The organism is Nocardia carnea, from assembly GCF_029869215.1.
GTDB classification, from domain to species: domain Bacteria; phylum Actinomycetota; class Actinomycetes; order Mycobacteriales; family Mycobacteriaceae; genus Nocardia; species Nocardia carnea_B.
In genome coordinates this window covers 1-8,657 of sequence record NZ_JARWPM010000038.1, presented here as the reverse complement: position 1 = coordinate 8,657, position 8,657 = coordinate 1, and the positions used below count along the sequence as shown (strand labels likewise).

General features: G+C 66.4%; 4 protein-coding genes. All 4 read left to right on the top strand.

The genetic code is table 11. The features are described 5' to 3' along the window. The first annotated feature begins 670 nt into the window (after positions 1 to 670). The 4 genes from aceA (at position 671) to QH276_RS01445 (ending at position 7,478) form a co-directional block, all read left to right on the top strand. Positions 671 to 1,960 carry an isocitrate lyase gene (aceA, locus tag QH276_RS01460; RefSeq protein ID WP_280396515.1) on the top strand — a complete coding sequence of 430 codons (1,290 nt, stop codon included), beginning with the start codon at positions 671 to 673 and terminating at the stop codon, positions 1,958 to 1,960. A gap of 517 nt (positions 1,961 to 2,477) precedes the next feature. Then, the gene (locus QH276_RS01455) at positions 2,478 to 3,341 is read left to right on the top strand and encodes a 3-hydroxybutyryl-CoA dehydrogenase (protein WP_280396517.1); all 864 of its coding nucleotides are present in this window, start codon (positions 2,478 to 2,480) and stop codon (positions 3,339 to 3,341) included. A gap of 519 nt (positions 3,342 to 3,860) precedes the next feature. Beyond that, the gene (metE, locus tag QH276_RS01450; protein WP_280396516.1) at positions 3,861 to 6,173 is read left to right on the top strand and encodes a 5-methyltetrahydropteroyltriglutamate--homocysteine S-methyltransferase; all 2,313 of its coding nucleotides are present in this window, start codon (positions 3,861 to 3,863) and stop codon (positions 6,171 to 6,173) included. Between the two features lie 252 nt (positions 6,174 to 6,425). Continuing rightward, positions 6,426 to 7,478, top strand: coding sequence for an NAD(P)-dependent alcohol dehydrogenase (locus QH276_RS01445; RefSeq protein ID WP_280398547.1), 1,053 nt, complete (start codon positions 6,426 to 6,428; stop codon positions 7,476 to 7,478). The last annotated feature ends 1,179 nt before the right edge of the window (positions 7,479 to 8,657 follow it).

Here is an 8,657-nt window from a genome sequence, read left to right as displayed (position 1 = left end):
GTGCGGCGGCCGACCCGGCGAACGCCTGGATCACGGCGCGGGTCACCTCCGGGGCGAGGACACCGTCCCCGGCGGCCACGGGCCGAACCCTCTCAGGGCCTCGTAAGACTCGGCGCCGCCGTGGTTGCGTCCGGTTCCGGGTTGTGTGAACCACCCAGGGCCTCGTAGGACTCGGCGCCGCCGTGGTCGCGTCCGGGTTGTGTGAACCACTCAGGGCCTCGTATAAGGACTCGGCGCCGCCTTGGTTGCGCTTTCGCGTGGCGTTCGGGCCGCAAGTCGAAATCCGGGTAAACCGGGATTGAACTGAAGGCGGGCGACAGCAGTTATGAAGGTCCTCACAGCCGTGGCCGGCGAGTGGGGACCGGGGGCGGGGTCGGCGCTTCCGCTAACAGTACGAGCGTTACGCTAAAACCCCATGTCAGGGCTACTCGTGAGTAGAGTTTCGTGGGGCAATGTGCTGGCTACTTTTGCAGACTTAACAATCTTGTGGCCGATCCTAGCTCGGATTCACAGAAGCAACAGGTAGACGGCGTTTTGATCGTGTGCCATCGTGTGGAAGTACCCCCGCTGGGCATTGCAAGCCTGCGAATCGTCGATCCAGCAGTGCGGTGCGGAAACGCACCGTCGACGCGGACCGGCGGACCGACCGAACAAGGAAGTGGAGTCGAAGATGTCGACCACCGGCACCCCGAAGACCCCCGAGGAAATCCAGCAGGATTGGGACACCAACCCGCGCTGGAAGGGCGTCACCCGCAACTACACCGCCGAGCAGGTGTCGAAGCTGCAGGGCACTGTCGTCGAAGAGCACACCCTCGCGCGGCGTGGCTCGGAGATCCTCTGGGATCTGGTGAACAACGAGGACTACATCAACTCCCTCGGCGCCCTCACCGGTAACCAGGCGGTGCAGCAGGTGCGCGCCGGCCTCAAGGCCATCTACCTGTCGGGCTGGCAGGTCGCCGGTGATGCGAACCTCTCCGGGCACACCTACCCCGACCAGAGCCTCTACCCGGCCAACTCGGTGCCCAACGTGGTCCGCCGCATCAACAACGCGCTGCTGCGCGCCGACGAGATCGCCAAGGTCGAGAACGACACCTCCGTCGAGAACTGGCTGGCCCCGATCGTCGCCGACGCCGAAGCCGGCTTCGGTGGCGCGCTGAACGCCTACGAACTGCAGAAGGCCATGATCGCCGCCGGCGCCGCCGGTGTGCACTGGGAAGACCAGCTGGCCTCGGAGAAGAAGTGCGGCCACCTCGGTGGCAAGGTGCTCATCCCCACCCAGCAGCACATCCGCACCCTGACCTCCGCGCGCCTGGCCGCCGACGTCGCCCAGGTGCCCTCGGTGATCATCGCCCGCACCGACGCCGAAGCCGCCACCCTCATCACCTCCGATGTGGACGAGCGCGACCGCGAATTCCTCGACGGCACCCGCACCGCCGAGGGCTTCTTCGGCGTGAAGAACGGCATCGAGCCCTGCATCGCGCGTGCCAAGGCCTACGCCCCCTACGCCGACCTCATCTGGATGGAAACCGGTGTGCCGGACCTCGAGGTCGCCCGGAAGTTCGCCGAGGCCGTCCGCGGCGAGTTCCCGGACCAGCTGCTGGCCTACAACTGCTCGCCGTCCTTCAACTGGAAGGCGCACCTGGACGACGCGACCATCGCCAAGTTCCAGCGCGAACTGGGTGCCATGGGCTTCAAGTTCCAGTTCATCACCCTGGCCGGCTTCCACTCGCTCAACTACGGCATGTTCGACCTGGCCTACGGCTACGCCCGCGAGGGTATGACCGCCTTCGTCGACCTGCAGGAGCGCGAGTTCAAGGCCGCCGCCGAGCGTGGCTTCACCGCCATCAAGCACCAGCGTGAGGTCGGTGCCGGCTACTTCGACACCATCGCCACCACCGTCGACCCGAACACCTCGACGGCCGCCCTGAAGGGCTCCACCGAAGAGGGACAGTTTCACTGAGCCGCGCTGACGCGCGGCGGGGTTTCGGCCCCTTTGGTCCCTGCTTTCCGCACTCGACACTCGCGGCTTCGCCGCATCGCATCGAGCACGGAAAGCATGGCCGGGCCGATACCTCCAAGGGCCTCGCTGGACTCGGCACCGCCGCTGGGCGCGTCGAGAACGGCACGGCCGGGTTCCGGGTTTCCCGGAACCCCAGGTGGTATCCGTGACGGATACCGGCAACCACTACCTCGGTAGGGGTGTACCCGCCGCCCCCTCGCAACAGCCCGGCGAGGGGGCTTCGGTGCCTCTACTGTGGATCGCGTAGACACGACTCACCCCCATGCCGGTGCACCCGTCGTCACGCCGCTGTACCAGGCAGTATGCGTTCTCGGAACACCCTGACGTTCGGGGCCCGTCTCGTTCTGGAGCGACAGAGCGGGGGAGCGAAGCGGAGGAGCGGCGGAGTGAAGAACGAGACCTCGGGGGCCCCGAACCACGCGACGCCGGAGGCGGCGCCAAAAGATACAGGAGCGAGATCGTGAGCGAAAAGATTCAGCGCGTCGGTGTTATCGGCGCCGGACAGATGGGCGCCGGCATCGCGGAGGTGTGCGCCCGCGCGCATGTCGATGTGCTGGTGTACGAGCAGACCCGGGAACTCGCCGCGGCCGGCCGGTCGCGCATCCTGCGGTCGCTGGACCGCGGTGTGAGCAGCGGCAAGATCACCGAACGCGAGCGTGAACAGGCGGCCTGGCGGCTGCGGTTCACCTCCGACCTGGGTGATTTCGCCGACCGCCAGCTCGTGGTGGAGGCCGTTCTGGAAGACGAGAAGGTCAAGACGTCGATCTTCGCCGAACTGGACAAGGTGGTCACCGACCCGAACGCGGTGCTCGCCTCCAACACCTCCTCGATTCCGATCATGAAGATCGCCGTCGCGACCAACAACCCCGAGCGGGTCGTCGGGATGCACTTCTTCAACCCGGTGCCGGTGCTGCCACTGGTCGAACTGGTGACCACGCTGAAAACCAGTGGCGCCGTCACCGAGCGCTCCGAGAAATTCGCCGCCGAAATCCTGGGCAAAGAGGTCGTGCGTTCCTCGGACCGCTCCGGTTTCGTGGTCAACGCTCTGCTGGTGCCCTACCTGCTGTCCGCCATCCGGATGGTCGAATCCGGCTTCGCCACCAAGGAAGACGTCGACAAAGCCATGGTGCTGGGCTGCGCCCACCCGATGGGCCCGCTGGCGCTCACCGACCTGGTCGGCCTGGACACGGTCAAATCCATCGCCGACTCCATGTACGGCGAATTCAAGGAACCGCTCTACTCGGCCCCGCCCCTGCTCATGCGCATGGTGGAAGCCGGACTTCTCGGCAAGAAAACCGGTGCGGGCTTCTACCAGTATTAATTTGCGCCGACTCCGTCGGCGCGGGTTTCGGTCCCTTTGGTCCCTACTGTCAGCACTCGACACTCGCGGCTGCGCCGCCTCGCATCGAGCACTGACAGCAGGGACGGGTCAAAACCTTTGAGGGCCTCGTAAGACTCGGCGCCGCCGTGGTCGCGTCCGGTTTCGGGTATGACGTTGCCAGGGCCTCGCCGGACTCGGCGCCGCCGTGGTTGCGTTCGATTTCGGGATCAGAGGGCTCCGAGTCGCACCGGTTCGGTGCCGCGGCTGGGCCCAGGCAGTGGCAGGTGTGGACCGAGACTCGGCCGGTGCGGCCGCTGGGCGCGTTCGGGGACGGATGCGGGAAGTCCGTGCGACGCTGGAGTCGGTGTGGGCGGTCGGGCATGTTGGGGGCGGCAGTGGGCAAGACTCGAGCAGGGGCGGTTCCGGGGTCGTCGGCGGGCGACCCGGATTCGTGGGTAGGACAGGGGCAAGGATCGGCACCGTCGGTGGTGGTGGCGCCTGATGACACGGAGGTCGGCAATGGTCAACGTCAGCGAGGGGTTCGGGTCGAGTGTGCTCGGCTATCCGCGGATCGGTCCGCACCGGGAGCTCAAACGCGCGCTCGAGGCGTACTGGCGCAAGTCGATAACGCAACAGGAATTGCGTGCGGTCGCGCGCGATATCCAGGAACAGCAGTTCCATGAGCTCGCGGCCACCGGACTCACCCAGGTGCCGGGCAATACCTTCTCGTTCTACGACCATGTGCTCGACAACGCGCTGCTGTTCGGTGCGGTGCCGTCCCGGTTCGCCGAATACCGGGAGGAGCTCGACGAGCTGGATTTCTATTTCCTGATGGCCCGCGGGCGCCCCGATCTGCCGCCACTGGAACTGGTGCGATTCTTCGGCACCAATTACCACTACCGCCAGCCCGAACTCGACGCCGATACCGAATTCTCGTTGCATCCCGAGGCCCTGCTCGACGAATGGGACCGGGCGATGGCCGCGGGTATCGAATTGCGGCCGGTGGTGCTGGGGCCGGTGTCGCTGCTGCTGCTGTCCAAGGCCGGCAGTGTGCCGGGTGAATCGGCCGGTTTCGACACCGTCGAATTGCTGGACAAACTGCTGCCGGTGTACGAGGAGCTGTTCGAGATCCTGGCCCGGCGCGGGTCCACCTGCGTCCAGCTCGACGAACCCTGCTTCACTGCCGAACGGTCGCCGGCCGAACTGGCGGCGTTCGAACGTGCCTACGACCGGCTGTCCAAGGCGCCGCTGCGGCCGCGCCTGCTGGTCACCGGGCAGTACGGTGATTTCGGTGAGGCGCTGACCATTCTCGCCGCGTCCGGGGTGGAGGCGATCGGGCTGGATCTGGCGTCCTACCGGATGCGCCCGGAGGATCTCGCCGCGATTCCCGGGATCCGGCGCAAACGCCTGTACGCGGGCGTGATCAGCGGGACGAATGTGTGGCGGGCGGACCGCTACGTCACGCTCGAGTACCTGAACGAACTCGCCCAGGTGTGCCCGGACCTGGTGGTTTCCACCGGAACCACGCTGTTGCACGTTCCTTACGACGTACTCGCCGAATACGATATCGACGGGAACGTTGCCGACCGGCTGGCTTTCGCCAAGCAGAAAGTCGGCGAGGTGGTGTCGCTGGCGAAAGCGCTCACCGAGGGGCCCTCCGACAAATGGCGTAAACGCCCGGGTGAGGTGCATTTCAAACAGAAGCACGCCGTGCGGCAGCGCGTCTACGCGATCACCCCGGAAATGCGGGAACGCGAACCCTATGCGGTGCGCCGCGCCGCGCAGCAGGAAAAGCTGCAACTCCCCTTGGTGCCCGCGACCACGCTGGGCTCCTATCCGCAGACCGCCGAGGCGCGGCAGGCCCGGCATCACCTGGGTGAAGGCCGGATCTCCTACGACGAATACCGCAAGAAGATCGAAGCCGAGATCGCCGCGACCATCGCCCTGCAGGAAGATATCGGGCTCGATGTGCTCGTGCACGGTGAGCACGAACGCAACGATATGATCCAGTACTTCGCCGAATTGCTGGACGGATTCGCGACCACACATTTCGGCTGGGTGCAGGTCTACGGTTCGCGCTGTGTGCGGCCGCCGATCATCTACGGTGATGTGTCCCGGCCGGCCCCGATGTCGGTGGAATGGATCACCTACGCGCAGTCGCTGACCGATAAACCGGTCAAAGGCATGGTCACCGGTCCGGTCACCATGGTGGCGCGGTCGTTCGTCCGGCAGGATCAGCCGCTCTACGAAACCGCCGATCAGGTGGCCCTGGCCATCCGCGACGAGGTGGTCGATCTGGAACGCGCCGGGATCGGCATCATCCAGGTCGACGAACCGGCCCTGCGTGAGCTGTGGCCGGCCCGCCCGGAGGGCCGCGCGGAATATCTGCGCTGGGCGATCGGCGCGTTCCGGCTGGCGACTTCCGGCGTGCGGCCGGATACCCAGATCCACACCCATATCCCGTACTCGGGCCGTACCGAGATCGTGCAGGCCATCGAACAGCTCGATGCCGATGTGACGGCGATCGTCGCGACCCGGTCGATCGAATGGGTACTCAAGGCGCTCGAAGAGGACTACGCCTCCGGCCACGGCCTCAGCCACGGCGTCGGCCCGGGTGTCTACGAGAGCCGCTCGGCCCGTATCCCCGATATCGACGAACTGGACGAACTGCTCACCGCCGCCGCCGCGGCAGTCGGCCCGGAACGCCTGTGGGCCAACCCGGACGGCGGCCTCAAAACCCGCCACCACTGGCAGCTGGACCCCGCCCTGCGCAATATGGTCGCCGCCGCCCGCCGCGTCCGCCGCCGCCTCGAAGACCCCGAACAGCAATAGGCAGTCCGAGCAGCTCGAACGCAACCACGGGTGCCGAGTCTTACGAGGCCTCGCTGGCCAACATAATCCCGGAACCCGACGCGACCACGGCGGTGCCGAGTCTTACGAGGCCCTGAGAGGGTTTGGCCCGTCCCTGCTGTCAGCGCTCGATGCGATGCGGCGCAGCCGCGAGTGTCGAGTGCTGACAGCAGGGACCAAGGGGGCCGAACCCCGCGCGCGCCAGCGCGCAAAAAATACTGTAGGCATTAACCCATGAGTAGTGTTGCCGCGTATGCCATGGCCGGGCCCGATGCCGCGTTCGAGAAGGTCACCATCGAGCGGCGGGCGCTCGGTCCGCGGGATGTGCTGATCGATATCGCCTACGCGGGGATCTGCCATTCCGATATTCATACCGCGCGCAACGAATGGGGTGGGGCCGCCTACCCGTGCGTTCCGGGGCACGAGATCGCGGGCACCGTGGCCGCGGTCGGGTCCGCGGTCACCGCGCATCGGGTGGGTGATCGGGTCGGTGTCGGCTGCATGGTCGATTCCTGCGGGGTGTGTGAACCGTGCTTGGAGGGCGATGAGCAGTACTGCACCCGTGGGGCGGTGATGACCTACAACAGCCGGGTCCCCGAGGAGGTGCAGCCCGGCGGGCACACTCTGGGCGGCTATGCCACCCAGATCGTGGTGACCGAGAACTTCGTGGTCGGAATTCCGGAAGGTATAGACCTGTCGGTGGCCGCGCCGCTGCTGTGCGCGGGGATCACGGTGTATTCGCCGCTGCGGCAGTGGGGTGCCGGGCCGGGTACGCGAGTCGCGATTATCGGAATGGGCGGGCTCGGCCATATGGCCGTGAAAATCGCGGCGGCGCTGGGTGCCGAAGTATCGGTGCTGAGCCATTCGCTGAGCAAACAGGAAGACGGGAAACGATTCGGCGCCCAGCACTACTACGCCACCAGCGATAAGCAGATCTTCCGGGAACTGCGTAGCCACTTCGACCTGATCATCAATACTGTCTCCGCCGATCTGCCGATCAACGACTATATGAAGCTGCTGCGCCTGAACGGCTCCCTGGTGGTGCTCGGCTTGCCGGAACAGCCGCTGACGGTGCAACCGAAGGTGCTGGCCGGGCGGCGGCGGTCGCTGACGGGTTCGATGATCGGCGGTATCGCGCAAACCCAGGAAATGTTGAATTTCTGCGCCGAACACGGAATCGGCGCGGAAATCGAGGTGATTTCCGCGGACGAGATCGACGGCGCCTACGAGCGGGTCGTGGCCAGCGATGTGCGGTACCGGTTCGTCATCGATACCGCGACCATATGACCCAGGGGCCGGCCCGAATTCTGCCGGGCGGCTCCGGCTGGATCGACCGGTATCGAAGAATGCGCACCGCCCCGCAAAGCCCTTTTCCACACTGTGGAGAAGCCTGTGGAAAACCCGCCGAGGTCTTGTGGATGGATTCATCCCCGTATGGACGGATTTCCGGGGATTCGTCCGCCGGGTCCCGGAATTCTATTGATTCGGTGTCCGCCGGATAACGACCGAAGAAGATTTCCGGCCGCCCGGTTCGTCGTTTCCACCAGCGGATATCGACCCGTCAGCGCCGGTTTCCGCGCGGTTTCCCGCACCGCGGTCGCTCTGCGCTGTGACGCCGGCGTAACCGAATCAGGCCGTGGCCTGTGGTTCCACAGGCCCGGGACGCCTGGTATCCCCAGGGGTCACCCAGCCTGTGGATAACTGGGGAAACCTGTGGATAACTTTCCGCGCCGCAGGTCCGCGATGCCCTCGTACCGCCACGGCGATCCGAAATATCCCCATGCCTCGCCCGGTTGGGAGAAACTTGAGGAGACCGTTTCTGCCGATCGACGCAACCGCGGCCCCGCCCGATCCAGCGAGGACACTTGGAGGACTGATAGCCCCGAAACCGAACGCAGCCACGGCGGCGCCCCGTCCAGCGAGGTCTCGCAGGGCTCCTGACCCCAGAACCGTCGCCGCGAGCGCAGCTCCTCGACACAGCCGCGGTTGCGCCGAGTTCAGCGCGGTATTGGCCGGGCTCGTACCCCCGATACCGAACGCGACCAGCGGCGGCGCCGAGTCTTACGAGGCCTTCGGCGGTTCACGTAACCCCGAGCCAGGCCCGCCCAGCAACAGCGCCGAGTGCAGCGAGGCCCTGGCAGGCCTACGTAGCCCTGAAACCGGACGCGCTCACGGTGGTGTGTCTTGCGAGGCCCTGTGGGGCCTGCGTAACCCCGGAACCGGACGCGCTCACGGTGGTGTCGTGTCTTGCGAGGCCTTGTGGGGTTCACGTAACTCCCGAACCCGACGCGGCCACGGTGGTGTCGAGTCTTGCGAGGCTCTGTGGGGTTCACGTAACCCCCGAACCCGACGCGACCACGGCGCTGCCGAGTCTTACGAGGCCCTGAGTGGTTTTGGCCCGTGCCCGGGGGGGGGGGGGGGGGGGGGGGGGGGCGGGGGCGCCGGCGGGGGGGGCGGGCGGCGGCG